The organism is Vagococcus teuberi, assembly GCF_001870205.1.
Taxonomy (GTDB): domain Bacteria; phylum Bacillota; class Bacilli; order Lactobacillales; family Vagococcaceae; genus Vagococcus; species Vagococcus teuberi.
The window spans coordinates 1,969,536-1,995,408 of the sequence record NZ_CP017267.1; the positions used below are offsets into that span (position 1 = coordinate 1,969,536).

The window sequence follows — 25,873 nt, forward strand, 5'->3', positions numbered from 1 at the left end:
CTTAAAAATACCTTTTTTCCAATTAATCGGAAAAAAGGTATTTTTGCTTATTTTGTTGAATCTTGTGTCGTAATTTGATTGATCTCTTCCAACATTTTTTTTTCATAATCATCATCGTATTTTTTACCGGTCATAAAAGCAAATAATAAATTCTGAATATCTGTTTCTTTTGACTTTGTTTTATCTACTAACCATTTTTTGTTATTATCTTGCTTAAAGTAAGCACTGACATCAACTGCTTTATCAACACTTGATGATTTTTCCAATGCATCATAATAAGCAGATGTCACGATGTGTTTTGCCCCAACAGATCCTGGCTCTATTTTATCCTCATTTTTGATTAAATTTGACATCGTCATGCCTACTAGATGAGCATAGTCAAACCCTTTAATATGATATGTCACTTTTATAGTATTTTTTGTGGTTTCATCAATTGTATAAGAGTAACTCGCCTTGTCCCTGATTTTATCAATTAATGATATTGAGATATCTTCTCTTTCGCTTTTAGATAATGTTCCAGAAATTGGTTCAAAAACTGTAGCAAAATTATTTTGTAAATCTTCTTCTACTTCTTGAGCTCGTTTATTATATAATTGGCTATCTGAAAACATTTCTTTATAGTCATCCACTTGTGTATCATAGAATAAACGATTGGCAAATAACGACACCACTTTATCTACATTTTCTCCTTTAGATGAACATCCAGAAAAAAAGAAAAGAGCAATCATACAAAATACTAAAACAAGTTTTTTTTTATGTTTAAACATGCCATCTACACTCCATTATTTGACTTTATTACTATTATTTTACCATACTTTTTTTTAAAAAGAATGTTTTGTCTTATTACGTATCTTTTCTTAAAGGAGGGAATTCTATTGTTCTTAATATACTTACTTTTATCTTGGTTTTATACTATCTTATTTTACTTTTATTTTTACCAGTTTCATCAAGAAAAAAGCATGACACACCCTAAACGGATTATATCTTTACATAATCTATTGGGATGTATATGCTTTTTAATTCTACTATGTCTGCAGCATACTTCTACAACTGATATTTTACTTATTTTAATGGGATTTTCTTTATCGATTATTGATATTTACCAATACATCGTCGATCCATTCCTATCCCTACTATTTTTTACCTCTTTACTTATATCACAGATACCCCATATACAAATTGTTTTACCTATGATGGTCTTACTGATATTACGACTAATCAGCTACCTGTTACCTAATCAATTAGGCTTTGGTGATGTGAAACTTTTAGTCATGTGGGCAACATGTTTGTCTAGCTTACAACTCATTTGGCTCATTTTCATCGCATCATCACTTGGTATTCTATTTATTTTGTTCATGAATTTACTCTCATCAAAACGTATAGAAAAAATTGCGTTTGTTCCTTTTCTGACGACAGCTTTAACTGTCGTTATCTACCTATTTTAATTAGTTTTACGCCATTTGTCAGCTCTAGTTTCTGCCAAGTCTATTAATTGAAATAAAATAAATGCTACTAAACTCAATACCAAAATACCACTATACATATCTAAGTAATCCAGTCGGCCCCAAGCATCCATAATAAAAAATCCTAACCCATAGCTAGTGCCATACACTTCTGTAAAAAATAAAATAGCTATAGCTGTTCCTAACGCAATTCTTATCGCATTTAAAATAGCTGAATAAGCAGCCGGCAAGGTAATTTTGTAAAACTGCTGAAATTGGCTAGCTCCTAACACATATAAATGATGATAGTAACTTTTTGGAATAGTCTTTACACCATCTCTAACAGATAAAACCACTTGAAATACAATGATTAAAACAAGTAAAGTAATTTTTGACACATTACCTAAACCAAATAACAGCATAATAATAGGTAGTAAGGCAATTTTAGGAATTGGATAAGTTAAATACACGATGGGATCTAATAACTGATTTATTTTCGGAAATCTCCCCATCAACACTCCAATCACAAACCCAATTACTACTGCAATAAACATGCCCCAAAATAAGCGAACCAGACTATTATAAGTGTGTAACCATAGGATGGAGGGATTCATTGTAAATAAATGACGATACACTGCAAAAGGTGATGGCAACATGTTTTGATTGAGCGACACACTAGCCAACCACCACAAACAATTTAAAAAAATAAATGCTATCAGAGCATGAATAAGTTTTGACATATTTTTTCTCATTATTTTTTCATCGCTCCTCTCACTTGTTTAATAGTGTCATAAAACAATGGAGATAGCCTTTTTTCTTCTAATGAAAGTGAAAAGCTAGGATTATCAATTACTGCTTTGATTGTTCCGGGTTTACCAGATAATAAAACGAGTTGACTTGCCATAAACACTGCTTCTTCAACATCATGGGTTATTAAAATAGTCGGTGATAATTCTTTTGACCACTGTGTTAAGAATAACTCTTGCATATGCTCACGTGTTAACGCATCTAGGGCTGAGAATGGTTCATCTAATAAAAAGATATCTGGCGTCACTAGCATCGCTCGGGCAATAGCAACGCGTTGTTGTTGGCCACCGCTTAATTGATTTGGGTAACGTTCCAAAAGAGCCGCCAATCCAATCTCCTCTACTAAATGATTTAATCGTGAGTTTAAATCAGATGGTTTTAATTTACGAATAGTTCCACCTAATAAAATATTCTCTTTTACTGTCTCCCAAGGTAATAAACCATAATTTTGTGGTATCCAAGCAATTTTTTGTTTTTTTGGATTTATGACGTCACCATTTAGAGTAATCATCCCTTCATACTCCTTATGAAGTGTCGTAATCGAGTTTAATAGTGTTGACTTTCCCGTTCCACTAGGCCCTATCAATGCCACAATGTCTCCTTTAGAAACAGTAAAAGAGATGTCATCCAAAATCAGGCCGACATCATCATACGACGCGCTGACTTTATTAATGTTTAACATCTCTTTCACCTCTATACTTATTTAACGAGTAAATCACTCATCACATCTTTTTGGTTATATTCTTTTGTAAAGATTCCTTCTTCTTTAGACCAATTAAAAGCATTGTCGACTTGTTTACCATCAATTTGTTCAGCATGAACATATTTAGGCAATGTCACGTCTTTTTTTATTTCATCTGTAAACCCAATTTTTTCTTTTAATACATCATAATACGTATCTATATCATGCTCATTAACGTAATCAACGGCTTTGTTATAAGCTCGGTAAAAAGCTTCAATGGCTTCTTTATTATTAGTCAATGAATCATTTGTAAAGCCAAATACTGTTGATTGAATGTCTAACTCTTGACTGTTAGTTAATTCTCTTAAACCTTGTGCCATTCCAATTGTTCTAAATGGATCAGGAACTACCGTTGCATCAATTTTATGATTAAGAGTCAATTCCACTCGAATTGGAATTTGAGGCACTTCTTCAAAGTCAACTTCACTCACTTCTAAGCCGTTTGATTTTAATGCTTCGTCTAAGAAGTAATACGGTGCTTGATTTTTGGCATATCCTGCTGTTTTTCCTTTTAAATCAGTTAAAGACGTTATGTCATTATTTCCTGTTAAAATCGAAAACGTTCCAATTGATTGGCTAACAATTTTCACATCCATATCGCCTTGTCTATACGTACTTAGTGCAATAAGGTCAGTATTAGCCCCATCTAAGTTTCCACTGGTTAACGCAGCATCACGGTCTTTAGGTGATTTAAAACTATTTAATTCTAAGTCTAGTCCTTCTTCTTTGAAGTAACCTTCTTTTTCTGCAATATAAACTGGTAAACTATCTACAGCTGGCATGGCACCAAAACTTAATGATAGTGTTTCTTTTTGCGACGTATCTATCGTCTTTTTCTCTTGTGTTCCTTCTTTTGTCCCACAACTAGCTAACAAACCTAATGTTACAACTGATACTAACCCAAACAATCTTAATTTCTTTTTCACTAATAAAACTCCTTTGTGCTAGATTATCTACTTATATAAAGTAACATAACTTTATGCAATATACCATATACCGTCATTACTTCTGACTTTCGACTTCATCCCAATATATTTGTGCTTTTTCTTCCCAATATTTTTTATCTTCTTCTGTGATGTCACGTATTACACGACACGGGTTCCCAGCAGCAATTGTATTAGCAGGAATGTCTTTGGTGACAACTGAACCAGAACCAATAACACAATTATCCCCAATCGTTACACCTGGATTAACTATCACACCGCCACCAAGCCAAACTTGATTGCCTATTCTAATTGGTGAACCAATTTCTAAACCAGATGTCCGAATTTCAGCATCAATCGGATGAGAGGCTGTTAGCAAACTCACTCTGGGTCCAAACATGGTATAATCTCCAATTGTAATAGGGCAGACATCTAACATAATGCAGTCGAAATTAGCATAAAATTTTTCTCCTACAGATATATTAAAACCATAATCACACTTAAAATTCGGCTCAATATATATGTTGTCTCCTGTTTTGCCTAACCATTTTTTCAACATTTCTTTACGTTTTTCTGGCTCATTTTCACTAGTTTGATTGTACTCTCTCATCAAACGTCTGCTCTCCATAAATAAATGTCTTAATTCAGAATCACCACTACCTGGATAATAAATGTCTCCATTAGTCATTCGTTCTCTTTGTGTCTTCATAAGATACCTCTTCGCTTTTATTTACTACATCTATTTAAACAAATATGACACATCATTTCAATTGAGTAACGACGATGCTGTTCTTTTTTTAAACTATTTATTCTAATAGATTAAAAAAAGAAAGACACAAGTCTATTCCACGACTCTCGCCTAGTTGGAAACTTGAATCCTTCAAAAGATATATTCTGACAATACTTTTTAAATAGATGAGGATAGACTGTTCAATCGACAACATCTATTCATAAAAGGTTATGACTAGAAAAACAAGCTATCACATCACAAAGATGTAGTAATCACATAATAAATAAAATAGATCTAATCTTTATTGTTTGTTATACGTTAATAAAAATCGTTCCAATCGGTTACATCCTTCTTCAAGTTCTTCCATTGAACACGCAAAAGATAGACGAATATGACCTTCACCATAAATTGAAAAAGTTCTTCCTGGTACCACAGCTAAATGTTCTGCTTCTAAAAGTTCAGAGGCAAATTCAAACGAATCTTTGTTGTATTCAGCTATAATCGGAAAAATATAAAAGGCACCTTTTGGCAATTCAACGGGTAGCCCCATTTCTCTCAAACGTTTATACGTAAAATCTCGTCGTTCTTTATACGCCTCATTCATTTTTGCTAAAATACCTGGTCCTGTTTCATCTGTAAAAGCAGCTATCGCTCCGTATTGAGAAGGAGTAGCCACACAAACTGAATTATACAAATGCACTTTTGTGACTTGCTCTGTTGCAAAAGGTGGCGCTAATATGTAGCCGATTCTCCCACCTGTAATCGCGTGAGATTTAGACAAACCATTGATGACAAATAATTGTTCTCTAACTTCTGGAAACTCCATAAATGAATGAAACTCACCATCATAAACATTATCAGAATATATTTCATCCGTCAGAATAAATATATCCGTGTCTTTCAATACATCAACCAGTTCTTTCATTTGTTCCAACGATGGAATCATACCTGTTGGATTTGTTGGGTAATTAAAAATGATCGCTTTGGTTTTTGGTGTAATAGCTTGTTTTAAAGCTTCTTTTGTTAAGACAAAATTGGTCTTCGTCGTATCAATTAAGACTGTATTAGCTCCTTGAAGTTTAGCAATTGGTTCATACGCTAAATAAGTTGGACAAGGGATAATCACCTCGTCTCCTTCTTCAAGAATCGTTCGTAACACACTATCAATTGCTTCAGACCCACCGTTAGTCACAATGATTTCTGTCTCAGCATCATATGTCACATCGAAACGTTTTTTATTGTAAGCTGAAATAGCTTCACGTAATTCGATTAATCCTCTATTGTGTGTGTATCTCAATTTATTTTGGTTGATTGCCTCAATCATAGCTTCTCTAATGTACTCAGGTGTTGCAAAGCCAGATTGACCAAGTGTTAAGTCCACCCCGTCTTCATATTCTTTGACTTGATTTGAAAATTTTCTTGTTCCTGGTACTTGTAGATTGATGGCTCTTTTGTTAAATTGTGTCTCTTCCATTGTTCTTCTCTTCTTTCGTTTTACCTTACATCTTGTGCTGTAAGGTGTTCTAGTGTCTGGCGTCTCACCACTAAACGAACTTTTTCTGGCGTGACAAAGACTACAGCAGGTTTTAACATTTGATTATAATTGGAACTCATACTGTAATGATAGGCACCTGTTGATAATACCACAAGTAAGTCTCCACGATGTATACTTGACGGTAATTTTATGTCCCGTCTAATAATATCACCTGATTCGCAAAGTTTACCGGCAATTGTCATCAGTTTATCGTGTTCTTCTTCTCGATTTGCTAATAATAAATCATACGTAGCACCATAAAGCGCCGTTCTGATGTGATCACTCATTCCTCCATCAATCGACACATAATAATTTGTTTCAGGAATATCTTTAACCGTTCCTACTTCGTATAGTGTCAATCCCGCTTCTCCTCTGTTGCTATATCGCTAGCGTCATCGACCTCAACTCTTCTCGCCGAATATCCGTTTCGGTCAACCCCGTATAGTGTCAATCCCGCTTCTCCCACAATCGAACGCCCTGGCTCTAATGAAATGGCAGGAAGTGGGTAACTTGCTTCTTGACATGCTGTTTTCAATGTATCTGTAATGGTTTTAATTCCTTCTTCAATTGGATAACTCACATCATCATCCGTGTACTTGATACTAAATCCACCACCAATATTTAATACTTGAGCTTGAATCTGATTATCTGACAGCCAATTGATGACTTGTTTAATTGTCACAACCGTTCCTGTTGATTCAAAAATCTGAGAGCCAATATGAAAATGAACTCCCATAAACTCTATATTTTCAGCTTGTTCAATTTTTCTGACCCCGTCAAGAGCCAGCCCTTTTTGAATGCTTAAACCAAATTTACTGTCTTCTTGACCTGTTTGGATAAACTCATGTGTATGTGCTTCAACACCTGGGTTGATTCTAAGTAATGCTTTGATTTTTTTCGTTGCTAACTCGTTTAATCGTTCAATTTCTGATAAACTATCTATCACAAAATACTCGACTCCCGACTCGATTGCATAACGAATTTCTCGATTGGTTTTATTATTTCCATGAAAATGAATCGTATCTGGTGACACACTTGATTGCAAAGCAGTGTATAGCTCTCCCTCACTCACCACATCAAGTCCCATGTTCTCTTCTGCCATTAAATTAAATAATTGAATAGCTGAAAAAGCTTTTGATGCATAAGAAATGGTATACGTTAAACCTGAAGACTTTAAAGCTTGATGGAATCTTCGGCACTGATTACGAATCATCTCTTCGTCATAAACAAAAAGCGGTGTGCCGTATTCTTGTGCGATATCTGTTAATTTATGACCATGTAAGGTTAATTCACCATTTATATAATCTAGTGTCATTCAATAATCTTCCTTTCTAACGTACAATGATTTAGTGCACTGAGTTGTTCTGAGTTAGCTCCTACCCCTTTAAACGTGTATTCGTCAACTCGCATGTCTTTACTATATAACACAACAGTATCTTGTGGTTTCACCGTTTTATCCACTTCAACCAATAAGTGACTCATCATGAGCGCTTTGATTTGGTAACGTGTACCATTAATCATACAGTCATGTTTACTACGCGTGCGTAATAAGCCATCGCCATATCCAATATCAACAACTGCTATCGTCATATCTTTATCAGCAGTATAAGAAAAACTATAACCAATTGATTCACCTTGTTTTAACTCACGACATTGAATCACATTAGCACTTAATGTTAGTGACTGTTTTACGGATCCTTTAGGTAAACTTGAATATGGGCGGCAACCGTACAACGCGATACCTAATCTTGCGTGAGTGTGGTGTTCAAATAACTCATCCCGCATGAAGCTCGCACTATTTTGTGCATGAATAAATTGAAAATCATATTGTTTTAATATATCGTTTAATCCTGTTAACCATGCTTCTTTTTCTATCTCATATTCACTCACATCAAATTCATCAGCGTAGCCAAAATGCGTCCAAATACCGGTAATATCTAGTTGTTTTTCTTTAGGTAAGTCACTATTTTCTTTTATCACCTGTTTCATCTCATCAAATGTTTTAAACCCTGAACGATGAAGTAAGTTTTCATATTCTAGATGGACTTTAATCCCAGATAACTCATTCTTATATTGATGATAAAAAGATAAAGATGGTAATGTCATCTGAATGTCCCACTCTTTTAACGTGTCAAATTCAATAGAGGGATTCATTAAAAAAATCACTACTTCCGGTGCTAATTGTCTAATTTTAATGGCTTCGCGTAAAGATGTCGTGCTAAACGTTTCTACTCCAGACTCCAGAAACGTTTTAATCGCAAAGTCTAATCCAAAATTATATGCATTATTTTTTACAACAGCCATCACTGGTGAATTTCCGGCGACTTGTGTGATATTTTTTTTAAAAATTGATTTATTTACCGTCCAAATTGCTGTCATACTGTTTCCTCGAATCGTTTTAATAATGATGTATATAACTCAACACCTTTTTCCAGTACTCGTTCATCAAAATTAAGGGTCGATGTATGTAACCCTGTGACATAACCTTTGTCCTCATTACGACAACCTAAAAAAGCAAATGATGATGGGGCTAGTTGTTGATAAAATGAAAAATCTTCTCCAAATAGATAAGGTTCAACTTTTTCAACCCACGTTAAACTTGTATCCTCACTCGCGTCTTTCATCAAGTCATAAGCTGTCATATCATTAATTGTTGAAGGATACCCTTCAGCAAACACTAGATCAACCGAACAATTTGTCAACAGCTCACTTGCTTGTTTAATTTTTGTCATTTGTTCTTTTACAATGTCTAAATCCTCTTGGCTATAAGTTCTTATCGTCCCTTCTAGATACGCATTTGATGGGACAGTATTAATCGCTTCTCCAGATTTAAATGAGCCAATATGCACAATATTTTGGTGTAACCCGGCGAGATGATACTGTTGCAGTTGAGATAACTGATTTAAAATAGCTAATAATGCCTCTCCGGCTGAATGGCCTTGCTCTTTATTGGCAACATGAGCCGATAGTCCTTTAACAAAAAAACGATACTCTGTTGCACTAGCTGTAATAGGTCCTGGCTTAGATACAATGACTCCCTCTTTTTCATCTGGCATCATATGTAACCCAAAAACAAACGATGGTGTCATATCAAACTGATACTGGTTTAGTAAGATATTTGCACCACCATAAGTTTCTTCTGCCGGTTGAAAAATGAAATAAACCGTTGATTTAAGTGGAGAAACCTTAGATAATTCTTTTACCTGTTTAACAAACGCTAATAACATGGTGATATGACCGTCGTGACCACATGCATGCATGACATTATCTACTTGTGAGCGGTAATCCACATTATTTTCTTCATGAATAGGTAACGCGTCTATATCTGCTCGAAACGCAATACTTTTATCTCCAGTTCCTTTGATATAAGCTACAACACCTGTTTCAAGTGGCGTGTCATATGCTATACCCATTTTATCCAACTCTTTTTTAATAAAAGCAGTTGTTTCAAATTCCTGCAAACTTAATTCAGGGTGTTGGTGCAACCAACGACGTGTCTGTATTAAATACTCTTCTGTCACACGACCATCTCCTGTTATCTATAATCTTTCTTGGTTTAATCTTCATTTAGCTTTCTCAATGCTTGAACGATTTCAATTTTTGATTCATTTACGTCACTCACTTGTTTAATCACTTTTGCTGGAATTCCTGCTACAACACTACCAGCTGGAACATCTTCTGTTACGATTGAGCCTGCAGCTACAACCGCTCCTTTTCCAACTCGAACGCCTTCTAAAATAACTGCATTGGCGCCAATTAACACATCATCTTCTACCACAACTGGTTGAGCACTAGGTGGTTCGATAACACCTGCTAACACCGCTCCGGCACCGACGTGAACATTTTTTCCAGTTGTTGCTCGCCCACCAAGTGTGGCATTCATATCAATCATCGTTCCTTCTCCAACGACTGCTCCAATATTAATGGTCGCTCCCATCATGACAACTGCACCATCTTTAATCACTGCGTGCTCGCGGATAAATGAACCTGGTTCAATACGAGCATTTAATTTTGTTTGATCGATAAGAGGAATAGCTGAGTTACGTCTGTCATACTCAATCTCTACCTCTTTAAAAAGTGATTGATTCGCTTCATAAAACACTTCCCACTCACTATAATCTGCAAAAATTGTTTTCGAGCATTTGCAACCAAACACTTTAAAACTTTCTGGAAATTCGACTCCTTTAAATTCTCCATTGGCATAAACTTTTACTGGTGTTTGCTTTTTACTCTCACTAATATATTGAATAATTTCTTGTGCTGATTGTAATTCCAAAAATACCCCTTCTTTCTATAAGTTATCAAATGTATAAAATCCTGGTTGTTTATGGACCAATTTTTCAGCCACATCTAAACTACCATTGGCAAAAATATCTTTACTCTGTGCTCGGTGAATAATTTGAATTGTTTCTTCTTCACCGGCAAATAGCACTTCATGTTCTCCAACAATCGAGCCACCACGAATCACACTAATTCCGATTTCGTCATCATCTCTTGGCGTATGGCGTTCATGTCTATCATAAACAGGATAAGACTCTTGTTTGATTTCTTTAATCGCATCATATAATTTCACGAGAGTGCCACTTGGTGCATCGACTTTTTTACGGTGATGCTTTTCTGTTAATTCGATATCAAAATTTTCAAGTAGTGGTACGCTGTATTTTATAATTTCCGTCAACACGTGGACTCCGTAACTCATATTGGCACTAAAGAAAACTGGTGTTGTGTTGGATACAGCTTCTAATGACGCAATGATGTCTTCTTTTTGTCCAGTTGTTGCCACAACTAACGGGATTCCAGTATTTTTTTTAATCATCGGTAAACTTAAGTTTGGATGAGAAAAATCAATCATAACATCTGCTTTAGGTAACTCATCTGTCACTTGAAACACTGGATAAGGATACTCTCCTTCAACAGGCGTCACTATACCCACTACACGATGTCCTCTCTCACTCGCTAAATGAGCCACTCGTTGATTCATTGCACCATAGCCAACTAATATAATATTCATAGATTACTCTCCTTTAAATACATGATATGCTTGTTCGATTGGCGCACGTGCATCGTCTTCTAGTTCGACCAATGGCAAACGAACTTCATCTTTAGCATAACCTAAATGATTAACTAAAGCTTTAATTGGCATTGGATTGATATCAACACTCAAACTTTTAATCAGTGGTAAAATTTGTTCAAATAATTCTTTTGCCTTAGCAGGATTTTCCTGGAATGTCGTATAAATTTCTTGAAATTCTTTTGGTGTAGCGTTAGCTAAAACAGAAATCACACCATCTCCTCCACCTTCAAAAAACGGGATAATCGCATCATCATTACCACTATAAATAGCAAAATCACTAGGCAATAATTCTTTACATTGACGTAAATACTCCATATCACCTGTTGCATCTTTCAATGCCACAATATGAGGATTTTTTGCTAATTCAACTAACGTTTCAGGTTCAATCGTCATATTAGTTCGAGAAGGTACATTGTACAAGACAACTGGTAACCCTACCGCATCTGCTATCAATGTGAAATGTTTGATTAAACCACGTTGACTTGTTTTATTGTAATAAGGTGTAATTAACATAATCGCATCAGCACCGGCTTCTTTTGCTTTTAAAGAATGTGATAGTGAAGCTTTTGTGTCATTTGTTCCTGTATTTGCGATAATTGGTACTCGTCCGTTTGATACTTTAAGAGATGAACGAATTAAGTTAAGTCGTTCTTCTTCTGTTAATGTCGATCCTTCGCCAGTTGTCCCATTAACAAATAACGCTTGAAGTCCTTCCTCGATTAAAAAATTTACATGTTTTTCAAACGTCGCATAATCTACCTCGTCATGACTAAATGGAGTGGTAATTGCAACAGCTGCACCTTTAAATAATGGGGTCATCATTCATTCTCCTCTCTTTTATAACCCAAACGCTTCACATAATTTTTCAACTGCTAACACACCATTTGTCTGATCCACGACATAAGAAATGCTAATTTCAGAGGTGGTTACTTGATAAAATTCAATATCATTTTCTAACAATGTCATAAATACTTTACTTGCAACACCAGACATATCTCGCATGCCTGAACCAATCACGGATACTTTAACATAGTCTGATTTCACCACGTAGTTTAATTCAGTAAATTCTTTGTATAACGTATCAAATATATGTTTTAATTCGACCGTATCTGTGTCTTTCATCGTAAACGACAATTGCAACCCGTCTTCATTGACAATTTGAGAAATCATATCTATATTAATTTCTTCTTTTTCTAATAAAATAAACAATTGTTTCAATAAAGTGGCATCATTTTCTGGATAGCTAAAAGTGACATAATGCATGTCTTTATCAAGTGCAACACCTGTTACTGCTTTTTTCTCTAATATATCTTTTTGTGGCATAATCCAAGTCCCTCTTTCATCTGATAATGTTTGTCCTAAATAAATGGGTACATGATAATTTTTAGCAATTTCAACACTTCTTGTTTCAAGTACGCCAGCGCCTAATGCGCTCATTTCCATCATTTCTTCAAAACTCACAACATCTATTCGTTTTGCTGGATATATTCGTGGGTCCGTGCCATACACTCCTGCGACATCTGTATAAATTTCGCAAGATGTTTCTAAAGATGATGCAATGGCAACAGCTGTTGTGTCACTTCCTCCACGACCAAGCGTTGTTAACTCGCCATCTGCATTCATCCCTTGAAAACCCGCTACGACAACCACCTTATTTGAACAGAACGCTTTATTAAAAGCTTCATTATCGACTTCTAGTATCTTACTCTTCATGTAATGCCCTTTTGTTTTTATCCCTGCTTGAAATCCTGTCATCGCTTTTGCCTTGACATCAAGCTCTTTTAGCGCAATAGCTAAGTAAGAAATCGTTTGTTGTTCTCCAGTAGTTAGAAGTAGGGCTAAATCATATTGGTCTGGTTCCTTGGATAACAAATCAACATTTTTTAACAACTCATCTGTCGTTTTCCCCATCGCAGAAACAACGACAACTAATTCCTCACCATTATTGGCACGATTTGCTAGATATTTTGCAATGTTTTTAATTTTTGAAAAATCTCCGACCGATGTTCCACCAAATTTAATGACACTTCTTTTTGTCATTTTATTTTTCCTCCTATATCGGCATCGAAAAATAAAAAAGACAAGTTCACAGGCATGAACTTGTCTTAACTATCTACAAGCGATGCACCCCATTATTTTTGAAAATAATGACAGACTTATAGCTATTAACTACAAATCCAACGCATATGCTACTGCAATAACATATACATTTCGGCATATCACCCTTTCAATAAGGTATCTTGCAGATTCCAAACCTTATCTAATAATGATCAATGCGCCTCATCTCTAACTTTTATTTAATTATTGTTTATGATTATAGCAAATCAATTCTCTTATGACAAGTATAATGATAAAAATTGTCTGAGGAAAAATGAGAAGATAAAATTTAAATGTTATTTCATCAACAAAATGTTTTTTTATAGTATAATAAACAAAAAAGGATGTGTGACTGATTATTCGAAAATTTTTTAAACTAAAAGTTCATATATGGGTTATTTTTTGCTTTGTAGCACTACTACTTGGAACGTGGGTTATTGGATTAATGTCAGGTAATGGTTCGATTTGGCATACCAAATCGAAAACATCTGAAATACAAGTTGTCAATGCCATGACTAAACGCAGTCAAGTGGCGATACTAGGACTGAGCATGACAGATATTTACGATAAAAGTCAGGTGAAAACATTTTTAGGAATGGACGTTCCTTTTAGTGAAAAAACAACATATGTCAAAGGAACTTTTGAAGCAAAATTAGGATTTGATGGCAATGACGTGACGATACAAAAAGCACCCGGTTTACAAAACACATACAACATCGCCATTCCAGAATTTATCGTGGTGGGGATTAGTAACCCAAGTTTTGAAGTAGTCAACAGTAAGAATGACATTCTCAGTTTCATTACTGAAGACATCGACACTCACGAGTTATCAAACAACGCGATGAGTGATGATACATTAGTTAAATACATTGATATGAATAAAGAATGGTTAAAAGATCAAGCAACAGATTATTATCAAAGACTATTAACCAGTATCGATCCAGAAGCCACACTATCTGTGACATTTTCAGAATAGGTATAAAAGAGAGTCAGAACCAAAATGAACTGGTTGTGACTCTCTTTTTATTTTAGTTTTTATGATTTTCGTTTTATCAATATAACAGTCATAAGTAATGACACTACAGCTATTAACTGTAATCCAACATTCGATTCTTTTTCACCTGTTTTTGGTAAATTGGATGAGCTATTTTTTGTGTCAGATTTGGGTGTTATTTTAACTTCTTGTGTCTGTTTAACACTGCTTGAACTTGAGTTAGTACTGCTTGTTGTATCTGTTGATTTATTCACTGTAGCTTCAATTTCTGCCCACAAATTATCTAACTCTTCGATTGTTGTACTTTTATCAATTTTTTCAATGAATTGATCTGCTTGTTTTTGTGTCAGTTTGCCTGCTTTAACTAATAAGCCTAATTGATATTTTGTATTATAAACTTTTTCATCAAAACTACTTTGATATAAGTCTTTATTCAATTTTGCTAAATCAAGCGCGTCAGAATAAACTAAAGTTACTTCTTCTATTGTTGTTGCTTTCTCTATACGTGCTTGGAAATCTTCGTATTGAAACTGTGATAATTTGCCTTCATTTACCATATCGCTGATTAATAACGAAATATCTGATTTTGTGATAGCAAGACCATCTGGAATTGCTTCACTTGTAAACTCTGTTGTCGTTTCAGTCGAATTAGTCGTCACTTGACTAATTGACTCACTTTCTTTTGTTGCTGTTGATGAATCAGCTGCTTGACTAATATTACCAACCATTAACGTACTTATTAAAATACTACTCCAAATTAACTTTTTCATGTCAATTACCTCCTTAACAACAAAACATTACAACGTTGTTGCTCCTTTGTAACATTATTGTAACATTCATTTGATAGTTCGGCAATAATAAACATCCATTTTAAAGTCTGTTAATCAATGATAATATCTTGAACTGGATTAGCCCAATGATTCGTTGGACCATGTCCATGCCCAACAAATATCTCTTGTTCTATCGCACCTTGAATAAAACTTTTCGCAATTTGTATCGCTTCTTTAACCGACTTACCTTTTGCTATTTCAGCAGCTATGCATGATGAAAATGTATCACCCGTCCCATGTGTTTTAATCGTTTCAATGCGTTTTGAACTCATCCAAAATGTCTCGCTATTTTCTAGTAAGACAAAGTCTTTTGCCAAAATATCGGTTGAATGACCTCCTTTTATTACCACATTTTTAACACCCATTTCTTGTAAAACGTGTGCTGCTTGAATCATATCTTCGCTTGTTTTTATCTCTTGCTGAATTAATTCTTCTGCTTCTGGAATATTTGGGGTTAACACCGAAGCTAGTGGGAGTAACTCTTCTTTAATGCAATCTACCGCTTCTTTTTGTAATAGCGAATGCCCTCCTTTAGCAATCATCACAGGATCTACAATCAGTGGGCCAAAATCCACTTCTTTTAGTTTTTGAACAACGATTTGAACATGCTCTTTATCAGCTAGCATCCCTGTTTTACATGCTCGAATACGAAAGTCAGCTGTGAGAGAATCAAATTGTTCTGCAACAAAGTCACATGGTATCGGTAAACTACTTTGTACACCTAATGTGTTTTGTGCAGTCAAGGCAACAACAATACTCATGCCAAAAACATCTCTTGCTTGAAATGTCTTTAAGTCTGCTTGAATTCCTGCTCCACCACCTGAATCACTCCCGGCAATGGTTACTACTTGTGGGGTTTGGTTAACGGTCATGATGATTTTTCTCCTTTATATCGACAATTTGTTGCTTTAATGCTTGCGTTTTTTTGGTAATATCGTTTGCTTGCATAATCTCACTCACAATCGCGACACCTGAAATATCTGTATCACGTAATGCCGCCATATTTTCTTCTTTAATCCCACCAATCGCGACAACTGGTAATTGTGCTGCGTGAATGATATCTTGCAAAACTGAGATATCCGTTGTTGGAGCATTTTCTTTCGTCGTTGTTGGAAACATTGCCCCGACACCTAAATGGTCTGCTCCTTGTTCTTTGGCCTCAAGTGCTCTCTCAACGGTTTTAGCTGAGACACCTAACCATTTATCAGGACCAATCAAACGACGTGTCATGTCCACCGGCAACTCATCATCCCCAATGTGCACGCCAGCTGCATCAACAGCCAAACACACATCGACTCGGTCATTGGTAATAAGAGGTATGCCATATTTATCCGTGATACCTTTAATTGCTAACGCTTTTTGATAAAACTCTTGTGTGCTAGCTTTTTTTTCTCTTAATTGGACAAGTGTCACACCATTTTTACAAGCTTCCTCTACTCTTGTAAAAAAGACGTCATCAGATAACCCATCTGAATTTGTCACTAAATACAATGTTAATGCCTCATCAATCATAACCAATCTCCTTTTATCCCGTTTTGCCATGACTCATTTTGTTTTAATAATGATAATTGATTCAATGTTTCTTCACGGATACTCGCAATTTTCGCGTCATTTTGAACTATTTCTAATGCTTCTTCACCACACAAATTAAAATAGCTTACTGCCTGTAAAACACTTGGCAATACATCCACCCCACTACCTAAAAGTGCTGCAATTAATGCCCCAACGACGTCCCCCGTTCCTGTGAATTGATCCAACGCTTCAATGCCATTTTGTAGTAGCACAATTTGTGATTGATACACCACTAAATCACTTGGTCCTGTCGCTAGAAAACACGTATTTAGATGGATTTTAGCTAGTGCTAATAGTCCTTCTTCCAATTCTTTCATCGCTGACGAATCTTGGTCTTCTTCGGCTGCATCGACACCTTTTCCATGACTGGCTAAATTGCACAACGTTCGCATTTCTGACACATTGCCTTTGACAACAGTTGGTTCAAAAGACAATAATTTGTTGGCTACTTCTTTTCGTATTCTTGAGCTTGAGACGCCGACATTATCTACAACGATAGGGACGTTGTGCTTATGAGCCTCTTCCACGGCTAGTTCCATAGCAGTTTCTTTTTCTTCTGACAAATGGCCAATATTGATTAACACGCCACCTACTTGTTCATATAAATCTGAAAAATCTCGCGTATCTTCTGTCATAATTGGCTTTCCTCCAATGTATAACACACTATTTGCGACCGTTTCACATGTCACTGAGTTCGTAATACAATGCACTAGGGGAGAAGGTATTAGAGGAAAGGGAGTTTGAAATTGATTAACTCGTAACATGTTGCTCTTCACCCACTTTCACATTAAAAAACATCGCTTGAATTCGTTGAAACGTTGGAACATTCGCTAATTTTTTCATCACAATAAAGGCTACAAATGAACCAATCACCGCGCCACCGATAAATCTTGGTGTATAGAAAAACCAGTACATACCATTACGACTTCCTGTAAACCAAGCCATTACAGGATAAGATAATAGCGAACCAATAATTCCTGTTCCTAAAAATTCACCAAACATCGCACTGTAAATCGTTGGATAAAGTTTATAAAATATTCCAGCAAGTAATGCGCCAAAAACAGCACCTGTTAAGGCCAGTGGGGGAATCCCTAGAAGCATCATTCGGAGTACACCGCAAACAAATGCCATGATGGTACCGTAAAAGGGTCCCATTAACATCACACCAATCACGTTCATCACACTAGACATTGGTGCCATTCCCTCGATGCGAAAGAGTGGTGATAATACCACATCCATCGCAATCATCAGAGATAAAATCAGTAGTTTTTTTAAATTAGTAGTTTGAGATGGCATCTTTTTCTCCTTCCGGCCATTTTTGATGTGTGTATGCCATTTCCCAAAATAGGTATTCCATTTGAGCACTCACATAAAAGGCCTCAATCATTTTTTCTTGTTCTTCCTTATCGCTTTCTTCATACAGTCGATTCAGTAAAGCACATTTATGAGCGACTTCTTCTTTTGATTCTTCACCAGAGTATGTTTCAATCCATCGTTGATACAACTGATGAGGAGAACCTGTCTTTATTAATTCAGTCCCAATTTCTTGATACAACCACGCACATGGTAGTAACCCTGCGACTGCACTATTTGGCGTCCCATCAATTAATTGGCGATACATATGTGACACATAATGATAAGCAGTCGGAGCAATGTCAGTGCTAGCGACTGCTTCATCTGTAATACCTAACTCAGTAAAGAAATCCTCTCTAATACTCATCTCACCTTCTTTTAAGTGATCTGCTCCTGTTAGTAACATCTCTTTTACCTCTTCATCTTCTACTTGTTCTGCTATCAAACGGTGAAGTTTGCTAAAATGGTCTAAGTAGTACCCATCTTGAATCAAATAATAGCGAAACGCTTCATCAGATAACGTTCCTTCTTGAAGTCCTGCAACAAATGGATGAGTAAAACTTCCTTCCCAATAAGGTGCTGATTTCTCTCGTGCAATTTTTGTAAACATCTTTCTTCCTCCTAAGTAATGATTAATATAAATTGTGATATAACCGTTAATATACCTAATATAACTAAACTTTTAGGACACACTTTATATTGTGTATAATGCGTCCTTTCGCCTTCTTCATCAAATCCTCTTGAAAACATGGCTTCTGTGTAACTATCCCGCCAATGGTTGGCGACAAAAATAACTTTTAAATACATCAATGGCGAATAAAAATATAATTTTTTTCCACGAAATAAACTAGCTTCTCTTAGTGCCACAATCTCTCGTTGAATCACAGGCATCGCATGTAAAACAACTAAAATGCCATAAACAAATGACGCTGGTAATTTTTTTTGCTCTAAAATTAATAGTAATTCTTCTAAGTCGACCCCAAACGCAAACACCATGCCAATCGCAGCAAAAGCAAAGGTTCGACTCACTAGAACAAGACCATAATCAGGATTATTTCCATATAGATAAACTGACCAATACGTTCCTAACGCTGGAATTAATGGAAAAAAAACTAAACCAAACAACCCAAACCATTTTTTCTTACTAATAAAATACAAGGCACTGACTAACACAACAAACCAGCTTAACGTCACGGATGAGGTAAATGATAATTCAATAGTCAAAAGTAGTAGTAGTCCGCTTAGCACTAAAGCAGAACTTTTCGTCACTGACATCCTTTATCTCCTCCTCTGCCGAATAATCTTGTTGCCATAATTGTTTCTTATCTAAATGCACATGATGCTGACTAACCCCATCAAGCGGTGCCAATCGATGCGAAATAATCATCATATCTTGTCTGTTTGCTTGCCTTTTAAACCAATTAGCAAAATAGTTGGCAGCACGTTCATCTAAACCTGAAAATGGCTCGTCTAATAATAAAAACGGAACGTCTAAACTCAACATCGTCAATAATTGAATACTTTTCTTCTGTCCTTCACTTAGATGAAACACGCTTCGATTAAGTAGTGGTTCCAATCCTAAAAACTCAATTGCTTCTTGTCTTTGACGTTTAGCGTCCTCCCACTGATACTCACTATAAGTAAATTCTTCAGCTGGTGTGAGTGTCACAAATTGTTTTTCTGCTTCTTGAGTAACTAAGGACAATGTCTGGTATAGCGTACGGGTTTTTTTAAGCTTTTTATCGTATAAAAACATCTTGCCTTTATAACGATGACATTGTGCTATCGAACGAAACAACGTTGATTTTCCTGTTCCATTATCTCCTGTCAGTGTCGTGATTCCTTTAGAAAAATGAAAAGAATCTCGACTCAGTAGCTCGCGTTTATTTTGCTTGTATCTGACATCCTCTAATCTTAAAATGCCATCCGTAGATGCTCTATGATCAGTCAAGAACACATTTGTCTGCACCTGCTTTAAAAGAGCTACTGGAACGTTTTGTAATACTTGATTATCTAGTGTCACCCATGTATCAACCGCATCAGCATAATCATTAAAATCATGGTCGCAAATAATAATCGTTTTACCTTGATTTTTTAATTGATGTAACTGTTGAATGAGTAATTTTCTTGTTTTAGGATCAATACTGGCAAACGGCTCATCTAGTAATAAAAATGGACTTCTCATCGCTAAAAGAACGGTTAATGCCGCACGTTGTTTTTCCCCACCTGACAAAGTAGATAGCTGCCTATCTAATAACTCTGTCGTATCTGCTAATAGGACGGCTTCTTGCATTTGTTCCGTAATATCACTAGGTTTTGTTTGCAAATTTTCTAACACAAAAATGATTTCACGACGTAACGTTTTCATCGTAAATTGTTGCCCTGGATTTTGAAACATCATGCCTATCTGTCTAGCTTTATCAGACATATTCGCTTGTGTTAGACTCTTTCCATCAACGGCGATTGTTCCCGAATATGGCACATCAGCGAATCCAGCAATGGCTTTTAATAATGTTGATTTACCACTACCACTGGCACCAGATAGCAAAATAAATTCATGAGGAGAAAAAACAAAGTCAACCTGACGTAACACCTCTTTATCGCCACGTTTAATCGTCAACTCACTTAATTCAATCCCTCTCATTCGTTTACTACCGAAAGCTCTTGTGAACGGTTATAAAGCTTCATGACCATTGACACCACAACAACGCCAAAGAACGTCACCGATAAAAACCGCACAGCAAGAAGTGATAAAATCATCCCAATTGAATACGTTCCATAACCAAATTTAAAAAATTCATACACAAAACTTAAGACTGTTGTACCAATTGCCCCGTAGAATAATGGCACGATGTCGTAGCGTTTATATCGTGTTACCATAAACCCTAGTTCTGTCCCTAATCCTTGGAAAAAACCTGAAATAAGAACACCTGGTCCAAAATATGTTCCATACAACATCTCTGCTAATGCAGCCAACATTTCTCCTAAAATTGAACTTCCTTTTCTAGGAATTAATATCCCTGCCATTGGTGCAGCCATTGTCCATAAACCAAATAATATTTCATTAGCAAAAGGACTTAACCCAATGGGCGTTAATATAGCTGATAATCCAGCATATAAAAACCCTGCTCCCATAAATACACCACCAAATAAAAAGGCTAATAATGCTAACAAAACAACCTGACGTAACGTCCACTTTTCCTTCATTTTGCCCATCTCCCTAATTCTATTTACCTTTATGTCCCTCGAAATATACTAAATAAGTGTTAATTTTAAATATAAAAAAACCTCCTTTTTCTCTATGATAAGAAACAAAGGAGAGTTGCTTTTGATGATTCATCTTGATAAAAATTGACACTTTTCCAATAAAAAAGCCCGTCCAAATAAATTGGATGGGCGTAAATAGACCTAGGTTCAATGTTTTCATCATAAATGATACATTTCTCTTCGCCAGTACTAACTGGAGCAGATTCCATGGGTATAATCTCAGCTTTACGCACCCCAAATGTTTCTAGTATTTAATTCTACTCAAATATAACACGCTTTCATAAAAATAGCCAATCAATCTCCAAAATCTTTATAAATAGAGGTGATTATATATTATTACTATATAAAAGACCTATTTTCTTTACTCACATCATGTGAATAAAGAAAATAGGTCGTTTTAATTTCCAGGTATATCAGTAATAAAATCTATTTTTTCAAGTTTAAATAGCTCTGTTAACAATTCATTGACTACTTTAAATAATTCCGTGTCAGTTGTATAACTTGGTTTTACGTGCTTAATTAATTGACCATTTTCAAAACGTAATCCTTGATAAGATTCAAAAATATTTACGGTATTCAATGTGTTTTCAAATACATCGTAATCCCCAGCTACATCATATTCCTGACGCTCTTTGTAACCATGTTCTCTTAAAATTGGACGTAACAAGGAAACAACATCAAGATTAGGAATGGCGGTTGTTTTTCCAGCTATCTCTACATCATAAGTCGGTGTTGCAGTTGTTGGACAAACATTACATCCACCATGAACAATTTCTGTGGTACAATGAATGATAATTTTTTCCATTTTATCTCACCTTTGCTTTTTCTATGATTAATTTGTTTATATTATAACATAGTAATCTAATCTTCTAACGAAAAGCATATGTAATTTCTGTAATACCAAACATCATAAAGTAAAATCCTACTAAAAAGCTTAAGGTTAAAGCGGACGATACCGGATTCATTAATAACATAAACCCAACAATCACACCTAAAATATTAATAATAATAGAAAACCAATAATAACCTGTACTACTATTTTTTAAGACCCCTGAACTAAACAAACCAACAAAAGAATCTACTAAAAACCAAATAGCAAAAACAAAAGGTAACGCAATGACACCTGCTGAGATATTAAACAATAAAAAAATTCCAACAATTACATCAAACACTCCAACAATAATTGGCATTGTGGAAGATATTCCCGTAAACTCTCTGACTTTTTTTCTTAAAAATAATTCAAAAATCCCCTTTATAATAGCAAAGATTCCAAACACAACCACAATAGCCACTAAATTTCCTGTTGGGTCTTGAAAAGACGTAAGTGAAGCAAAAATAAATAAAATCCCTAGTAAAAATGAAAACCAATCAAAACCATTTCGTTCATTTGACATAATCCTCTTCCTCTCTTAACTTCTATGTTTATTATCATACTATTCTTTTGTAACTAAATTCGCAAGAAATTATACTTACACTCTAAAAAAATAACATACGCATCATTATTCAGTCACTAATAGCCACCAATCTTATTTCTCGTACATTTGTATACATTGATAACTCCTCGATAACATCTGCATACGTTAACGACTTTGGTAAATCAATTGTATACACATTTTTATAATACTTTTCACCATCTATAATTTGTACTTCAAACGTCACATCATCTATTTCAATATGATGAGCATCAAAATAATGATTTATAAAATCTTTCGTTTCCTTTCGATGCACATATTGAATTTCTAAATTGTTAACTTTGGACACTGTGATAATCCTTTTAACCAAAGAAAGAGAAAACATAATTGAAAGAAATCCTAGTATCGTAACCAAATAAAAGCCCATTCCTAATCCTATACCAATTGCAGCACATGACCATAGTGAAGCTGCTGTCGTCAATCCCGTGATACGTTGTCGTGTCACAATGATCGTTCCTGCACCTAGAAAACCTATACCACTTACCACTTGTGCAATTAATCTCGACTGATCAAATTTGACAATGTGAGCAATATCAGGATTTGATCTTACTAAACGAATTGCTTCTTGAGCTATTTCTTGCTGAATTAATGCAATAATTGTCGCACCTAGACATACCAATATATGCGTCTTCATTCCTGCTGGCCGATTTTTTTGTTCTCGCTCATAGCCAATTGTCCCTCCCATGACAATCGACAACCCTAATCTTAAAACAGTTTGAAATAATGCCAATAAAGTCATTACAACTCCTCCTTTTTTCTGATAACTTTATTATACCATTGGCACATTTTTATCTTCACTGTATACCATACCAATAACAATGACCTTACATTCGCTCTTTTACACCAGTTTTTATAAGAAACCAATTCATTGGATATGCTGTACAAAAACCTACTAACATAGCAATCTGCATCATAAACCAAAAAACTGGACTTGTTGGGGGAATCGCTCCTCCAAAATAATGAGGAAACACAACTAATTGACATAATGATACCGTAATATACATTCCAATTTGCCAACAAGATAAAGATAATGTATCAGCTTTTATAGCTGCTACAATCCCCTCTTTTCTAGATAAATGCTTCATAGGAACAATGGCAAAATATTGAAACATAATACCGATAAAAAGTGCAAGAATAAAGGCTAACACAAATCCCGAGAATAATTTCTGAGAGAAAATAATAGGATAGCCACCAAAAATATAAAGTGTTGGAAAAAAATATAAAAGCCATTCTATCATCAAGTCAGCTAAACTACATCCAGCTCCACAATGACACGTTCCAATAAAAACAGACACAGCCATAGGTTTTGGGTTCATTGAATTTTCCATAGTCATTGAACCATCCATTACCATCTCATGTGATGAGTTATTTTCACCCCACTTTTTGTAAGCTATAACCCATATAATTGAACCAAATAAAGCTGTTAACGGCCAAACAAGAGTCATTATTTTCATTTGTTGTGGATGTTTGATGATATCACATACAATATAAATAAAACAGAGACTTGCAAGTATGATACTAACCCACGATAAAGCTGTTAACCAATAGGGTATAGTTAACATAATGATACCTCCTTCTAATGAATTATGTTCAGTATAGAGACTTACATCGAAAAAAATGTGATCTTCCAATGACTTTAATCTTAAAAATGACAACATCTTATTTTTAAGTGCTCTGATTTGTTTTATAATAAATCTTAGTCATTTTACTGACATAAAGGAGAGAATATGAAAAAGATATTAAAAATAATAGTTGGAGTTATGGTGAGTTCGTTAATCATTATATTGTTATTTATTGGTTATCTCACTGTAAATGAATACAAACCAAAAAAAACGGAAAATTTAACCGTCACGAATGGAAAAGAAGAGTTGATGAAACACCATGATATTTCATTGTTAACACTAAATATTGGTTATGGGGGCTTATCTAGCTCCGAAGATTTTTTTATGGATGGTGGAGAAACAGTTCAACCAAAATCCAGTGAGTTTATAAAACAAAACTTAACTGGTATTATAAACATGTTAAAAGAGCATTCTTCTGATATCTATCTTTTACAAGAAGTCGATATTAATTCAAAACGCTCATATTATATAAATCAAAAAAGTATATTATCAACATCACTTCATGTGCCTAGTGTTTTTGCTTACAATTTCAATGTTCCCTATGTTCCCTTTCCTTTACCTCCAATTGGCAAAGTAGAAAGTGGTATAGCGACTATGACTAACTTAAATATGAATGAAGCCAAACGTATTGCATTACCAAATCCTTTTCCATGGCCAATCAGGCTAGCTAATTTAAAACGTGCATTGCTTGAAACAAGATTTCCTATCAAGGATAGCAAAAAAGAATTAGTTGTTTTTAATTTACATTTGGATGCCTATGATGACGGACAAGGGAAGATCGAACAAAGTAAATTACTAAAAAAAATACTTGAAACAGAATATAACAAAGGTAATTATGTCATTGCCGGGGGAGATTTTAATCAAGTCTTTGATGGAAGTAATCCCTTTCCAAACACAGGACAGAATGGATGGAAACCTGGGAGTATTAGTTCAACTGATATCCCTAACCATTTCTCTTTTTCATATGATGATACCCATCCATCAGTCAGAGTATTAAACCATGCTTTTACTGGTAATTATGAATCCTCTCAAGTCTATGTGATTGATGGCTTTATCGTTTCAGATAATATCAAAGTTAAACGAACGAATAGTTTTGACTACAACTTCAAATACACTGATCATCACCCTGTACAAACCATTATTCAATTACAAGAATAGTGTTACTAAGCCGATTATAAAATTAGCTAGACAACTAAAAAATCATTTGTAATACACTCAAGTTGTATTGGCTCTATAATGTAAAGGACTGATGAATCAAAACTCGATTCATCAGCCCTTTGTATTTTATTTAAAAATATATCGTCTATCTAGTAAAATTTAAGTATACCAAACAAAAAACTAAACAAAAAGGACGACATGTCATGCACAATCATGTCAAAAAAATGCTAATAATAACAGGTAATTATTTAGATTT

General features: G+C 35.0%; 30 protein-coding genes and 2 riboswitches. Of the genes, 3 read left to right on the forward strand and 27 right to left on the reverse strand.

The window, feature by feature from the left end; genetic code table 11:
* Positions 1-47: 47 nt before the first annotated feature.
* Positions 48-767 (reverse strand): hypothetical protein, encoded by a 720-nt coding sequence (locus tag BHY08_RS09455; RefSeq protein ID WP_071457622.1) that lies wholly within the window; start codon positions 765-767, stop codon positions 48-50.
* Between the two features lie 108 nt (positions 768-875).
* Here BHY08_RS09455 and BHY08_RS09460 point away from each other — a divergent pair, with 108 nt between their 5' ends.
* Entirely contained in the window at positions 876-1,445 is a 570-nt protein-coding gene (locus BHY08_RS09460) for a prepilin peptidase (protein ID WP_071457623.1), read from the forward strand.
* On the opposite strand, the gene BHY08_RS09465 is transcribed toward BHY08_RS09460, so the two are convergent.
* The 13 genes from BHY08_RS09465 to BHY08_RS09520 all read right to left on the reverse strand — a co-directional run bounded on the left by BHY08_RS09465 (position 1,442) and on the right by BHY08_RS09520 (position 13,292).
* Positions 1,442-2,182, reverse strand: a complete 741-nt coding sequence (locus BHY08_RS09465; RefSeq protein ID WP_084657320.1) for an ABC transporter permease — start codon at positions 2,180-2,182, stop codon at positions 1,442-1,444. The genes BHY08_RS09460 and BHY08_RS09465 overlap by 4 nt on opposite strands.
* An 11-nt stretch (positions 2,183-2,193) precedes the next feature.
* Positions 2,194-2,931 (reverse strand): ABC transporter ATP-binding protein, encoded by a 738-nt coding sequence (locus BHY08_RS09470; protein ID WP_071457625.1) that lies wholly within the window; start codon positions 2,929-2,931, stop codon positions 2,194-2,196.
* 17 nt (positions 2,932-2,948) lie between these two features.
* A complete protein-coding gene (locus BHY08_RS09475; protein ID WP_084657251.1) occupies positions 2,949-3,917 on the reverse strand; it encodes an ABC transporter substrate-binding protein in 969 nt (322 codons plus the stop codon).
* A 76-nt stretch (positions 3,918-3,993) separates the two neighbouring features.
* On the reverse strand, positions 3,994-4,623 hold the full coding sequence (locus BHY08_RS09480) for a sugar O-acetyltransferase (RefSeq protein ID WP_071457626.1): 630 nt from the start codon (positions 4,621-4,623) through the stop codon (positions 3,994-3,996).
* 322 nt (positions 4,624-4,945) lie between these two features.
* Entirely contained in the window at positions 4,946-6,118 is a 1,173-nt protein-coding gene (locus tag BHY08_RS09485; protein WP_071457627.1) for an aminotransferase class I/II-fold pyridoxal phosphate-dependent enzyme, read from the reverse strand.
* 20 nt (positions 6,119-6,138) lie between these two features.
* Positions 6,139-6,537 (reverse strand): diaminopimelate decarboxylase family protein, encoded by a 399-nt coding sequence (locus BHY08_RS11180; protein WP_211267904.1) that lies wholly within the window; start codon positions 6,535-6,537, stop codon positions 6,139-6,141.
* On the reverse strand, positions 6,534-7,493 hold the full coding sequence (lysA, locus tag BHY08_RS09490) for a diaminopimelate decarboxylase (RefSeq protein ID WP_211267905.1): 960 nt from the start codon (positions 7,491-7,493) through the stop codon (positions 6,534-6,536). The genes BHY08_RS11180 and lysA overlap by 4 nt, the downstream gene beginning before the upstream one ends.
* Positions 7,490-8,557, reverse strand: a complete 1,068-nt coding sequence (gene alr / locus BHY08_RS09495) for an alanine racemase (protein WP_071457628.1) — start codon at positions 8,555-8,557, stop codon at positions 7,490-7,492. Before alr ends, lysA begins: the two co-directional genes overlap by 4 nt.
* The gene (locus BHY08_RS09500; protein WP_071457629.1) at positions 8,554-9,699 is read right to left on the reverse strand and encodes a M20 metallopeptidase family protein; all 1,146 of its coding nucleotides are present in this window, start codon (positions 9,697-9,699) and stop codon (positions 8,554-8,556) included. The genes alr and BHY08_RS09500 overlap by 4 nt, the downstream gene beginning before the upstream one ends.
* Positions 9,700-9,734: 35 nt before the next feature.
* A complete protein-coding gene (gene dapD, locus BHY08_RS09505) occupies positions 9,735-10,454 on the reverse strand; it encodes a 2,3,4,5-tetrahydropyridine-2,6-dicarboxylate N-acetyltransferase (RefSeq protein ID WP_071457630.1) in 720 nt (239 codons plus the stop codon).
* A gap of 15 nt (positions 10,455-10,469) precedes the next feature.
* A complete protein-coding gene (gene dapB, locus BHY08_RS09510) occupies positions 10,470-11,189 on the reverse strand; it encodes a 4-hydroxy-tetrahydrodipicolinate reductase (RefSeq protein WP_071457631.1) in 720 nt (239 codons plus the stop codon).
* 3 nt (positions 11,190-11,192) lie between these two features.
* Positions 11,193-12,074 (reverse strand): 4-hydroxy-tetrahydrodipicolinate synthase, encoded by an 882-nt coding sequence (gene dapA, locus BHY08_RS09515; RefSeq protein WP_211267906.1) that lies wholly within the window; start codon positions 12,072-12,074, stop codon positions 11,193-11,195.
* Positions 12,075-12,089: 15 nt separating this feature from the next.
* Positions 12,090-13,292 carry an aspartate kinase gene (locus BHY08_RS09520; RefSeq protein ID WP_071457633.1) on the reverse strand — a complete coding sequence of 401 codons (1,203 nt, stop codon included), beginning with the start codon at positions 13,290-13,292 and terminating at the stop codon, positions 12,090-12,092.
* A gap of 74 nt (positions 13,293-13,366) precedes the next feature.
* Positions 13,367-13,544: riboswitch (Lysine riboswitch) on the reverse strand.
* 250 nt (positions 13,545-13,794) lie between these two features.
* Between BHY08_RS09520 and BHY08_RS09525 the strand changes: the two genes are divergently transcribed.
* Complete coding sequence (locus tag BHY08_RS09525) at positions 13,795-14,325, forward strand: hypothetical protein (RefSeq protein WP_071457634.1); 531 nt, start codon at positions 13,795-13,797, stop codon at positions 14,323-14,325.
* 59 nt (positions 14,326-14,384) lie between these two features.
* On the opposite strand, the gene BHY08_RS09530 is transcribed toward BHY08_RS09525, so the two are convergent.
* The 13 genes from BHY08_RS09530 to BHY08_RS09590 form a co-directional block, all read right to left on the reverse strand.
* Positions 14,385-15,113: an LPXTG cell wall anchor domain-containing protein gene (locus tag BHY08_RS09530; RefSeq protein WP_071457635.1), complete on the reverse strand. Its 729-nt coding sequence runs from the start codon at positions 15,111-15,113 to the stop codon at positions 14,385-14,387.
* A gap of 110 nt (positions 15,114-15,223) precedes the next feature.
* Positions 15,224-16,045, reverse strand: coding sequence for a bifunctional hydroxymethylpyrimidine kinase/phosphomethylpyrimidine kinase (gene thiD, locus BHY08_RS09535; RefSeq protein ID WP_071457636.1), 822 nt, complete (start codon positions 16,043-16,045; stop codon positions 15,224-15,226).
* Positions 16,035-16,685 (reverse strand): thiamine phosphate synthase, encoded by a 651-nt coding sequence (gene thiE / locus BHY08_RS09540; protein ID WP_071457637.1) that lies wholly within the window; start codon positions 16,683-16,685, stop codon positions 16,035-16,037. Before thiE ends, thiD begins: the two co-directional genes overlap by 11 nt.
* Complete coding sequence (thiM, locus tag BHY08_RS09545) at positions 16,682-17,509, reverse strand: hydroxyethylthiazole kinase (RefSeq protein WP_071457638.1); 828 nt, start codon at positions 17,507-17,509, stop codon at positions 16,682-16,684. Before thiM ends, thiE begins: the two co-directional genes overlap by 4 nt.
* Entirely contained in the window at positions 17,496-18,041 is a 546-nt protein-coding gene (gene thiW, locus BHY08_RS09550) for an energy coupling factor transporter S component ThiW (protein WP_071457639.1), read from the reverse strand. The genes thiM and thiW overlap by 14 nt, the downstream gene beginning before the upstream one ends.
* A complete protein-coding gene (tenA, locus tag BHY08_RS09555; RefSeq protein WP_071457640.1) occupies positions 18,022-18,708 on the reverse strand; it encodes a thiaminase II in 687 nt (228 codons plus the stop codon). Before tenA ends, thiW begins: the two co-directional genes overlap by 20 nt.
* An 11-nt stretch (positions 18,709-18,719) precedes the next feature.
* Positions 18,720-19,373 carry a CbiQ family ECF transporter T component gene (locus tag BHY08_RS09560; RefSeq protein ID WP_071457641.1) on the reverse strand — a complete coding sequence of 218 codons (654 nt, stop codon included), beginning with the start codon at positions 19,371-19,373 and terminating at the stop codon, positions 18,720-18,722.
* The gene (locus BHY08_RS09565) at positions 19,312-20,742 is read right to left on the reverse strand and encodes an ABC transporter ATP-binding protein (protein ID WP_071457642.1); all 1,431 of its coding nucleotides are present in this window, start codon (positions 20,740-20,742) and stop codon (positions 19,312-19,314) included. Before BHY08_RS09565 ends, BHY08_RS09560 begins: the two co-directional genes overlap by 62 nt.
* Positions 20,739-21,305, reverse strand: a complete 567-nt coding sequence (locus BHY08_RS09570; RefSeq protein ID WP_071457643.1) for an ECF transporter S component — start codon at positions 21,303-21,305, stop codon at positions 20,739-20,741. Before BHY08_RS09570 ends, BHY08_RS09565 begins: the two co-directional genes overlap by 4 nt.
* 218 nt (positions 21,306-21,523) lie before the next feature.
* Positions 21,524-21,612: riboswitch (TPP riboswitch) on the reverse strand.
* A 150-nt stretch (positions 21,613-21,762) separates the two neighbouring features.
* Positions 21,763-22,170, reverse strand: a complete 408-nt coding sequence (locus tag BHY08_RS09575) for a DUF4809 family protein (RefSeq protein WP_071457644.1) — start codon at positions 22,168-22,170, stop codon at positions 21,763-21,765.
* Between the two features lie 64 nt (positions 22,171-22,234).
* Positions 22,235-22,759 (reverse strand): HdeD family acid-resistance protein, encoded by a 525-nt coding sequence (locus BHY08_RS09580; RefSeq protein ID WP_071457645.1) that lies wholly within the window; start codon positions 22,757-22,759, stop codon positions 22,235-22,237.
* A 109-nt stretch (positions 22,760-22,868) separates the two neighbouring features.
* Positions 22,869-23,576, reverse strand: a complete 708-nt coding sequence (locus BHY08_RS09585) for an MgtC/SapB family protein (RefSeq protein WP_071457646.1) — start codon at positions 23,574-23,576, stop codon at positions 22,869-22,871.
* An 85-nt stretch (positions 23,577-23,661) separates the two neighbouring features.
* A complete protein-coding gene (locus BHY08_RS09590; RefSeq protein WP_071457647.1) occupies positions 23,662-24,399 on the reverse strand; it encodes a DUF4396 domain-containing protein in 738 nt (245 codons plus the stop codon).
* 165 nt (positions 24,400-24,564) lie between these two features.
* On the opposite strand from BHY08_RS09590, the gene BHY08_RS09595 reads away from it, so the two are divergent.
* A complete protein-coding gene (locus BHY08_RS09595) occupies positions 24,565-25,617 on the forward strand; it encodes an endonuclease/exonuclease/phosphatase family protein (protein ID WP_071457648.1) in 1,053 nt (350 codons plus the stop codon).
* Positions 25,618-25,873: the final 256 nt, after the last annotated feature.